Annotated in this window: 2 protein-coding genes; one reads left to right on the top strand and one right to left on the bottom strand. The window is 43.0% G+C overall.

From position 1 onward, the window contains the following. Positions 1–50: 50 nt before the first annotated feature. Entirely contained in the window at positions 51–548 is a 498-nt protein-coding gene (locus B3O33_RS13735; protein WP_292362650.1) for a hypothetical protein, read from the bottom strand. A gap of 105 nt (positions 549–653) precedes the next feature. Here B3O33_RS13735 and B3O33_RS13730 point away from each other — a divergent pair. After that, a partial coding sequence (locus tag B3O33_RS13730; protein WP_292363833.1) for an AraC family transcriptional regulator occupies positions 654–1333 on the top strand: 680 nt, incomplete at its 3' end.

Genomic DNA, 1333 nt, shown 5'->3' with positions numbered 1-1333 from the left:
TTATTACCAACTGATCCTGTTTAGCGGGAGCATTTATCAGCTTACGTAATTCAGACAACTTGCCGACCGCAGCGCTTACAATTTTTTGTGTTTGAATCGTCATCAAAAGTAGTGCGAAATATAATGACAGCAGCTTTGCCAAAGCCATAACTGGTTACTAAAAGACTCGAATATAAATAGACATTAAAAGTAGTAAACAAGATCCCCGTAGGTATATAGGTTTCTGATAGCGGATCCAATACAGGAAACATTGCATACAATAAAAAAAGACTGGAATTGGTAAATGCTCCCGTTACCATCGCCCAGCGAACATGCCATGGCAATCCAATCCTTGCAGCATAAAACCCCAGAATCAAAGCACTCATTAATAAAAAGTCTATGTGAGCCTGCAACACTCGCATAGGTTTACCAGGAAATAAAGTCTCCAGAAAGCCAATCTGATTATAGATACCCACGAGTGACCAGGCCAGTAATAAAGCCATCAATATCCATAAGCAGGCCCCTCTTATCAGCACCACATTTCCGGCGTGGTTATCATTCTGTTTCATACTCTCTCCTGTTATTATTCTGAAATACAACAACAGTATGCCGAGCTTAAAATGAGTATTCTTTTCTCTAACGGCAGAGATCCTTGTACATTTGGGTGATGAGTTATGACAAACGCACTGATTACTCCCGCTGGCCAGAGAGCTGATGGTCGTGATTCGCTTGTTCGTCTCGGAGGGCAGCGTTTTTGCACGGAGCAACAACCCAGCGCTCAGCGGGTAGAGTGGCTGAAAGAAGTCATTGGCCGGGAATATGCTAACGTCGATATTAAACCGCCCAAGGATATGGTGTTATTCAATGATATGTTGATTTATCCCTGGCAAGAAGGTGTGCGGTTGTCACCTATCCAATCTAACGCAATTACACTGGAACGATTACCTCAAGAACCTTCTCAGGCCAGTCAAGACTGCTATTTCATGGTCGTGCTTACTTCCGGAAAATACAAGTTGGAACAGGGCGGGAGAGAAGTTTTTCTTAAACCAGGTGAAATGACGATTTATGACGCGACAGAGCCGCACAGAATTACCATTCCAGAAGCTTTTTCCAAGATATTGATTTCTATCCCCCGCAAGATTCTGGATCCACGGCTAAATAATATTGGAAGAATTACGGCTACCCGGATTCCTTCGGCTGAAGGTATTGGAGCACTCACCAGCAGTCTTATTCAATCTACAGTTAAACAACTGGAACAATTTTCCAAACCTACGTTTCAGTCATTATCGCAGCCAGTGGTTGATATGTTGACCTTGTCACTAGGGCAGGTTGTTGAGAATAAACTGACAACAAC

Source organism: Methylophaga sp. UBA1464 (assembly GCF_002325665.1).
Lineage (GTDB): Bacteria > Pseudomonadota > Gammaproteobacteria > Nitrosococcales > Methylophagaceae > Methylophaga.
The sequence above is the reverse complement of the archived record's forward strand: the minus strand, read 5'-3'. Positions and strand labels throughout refer to the sequence as shown.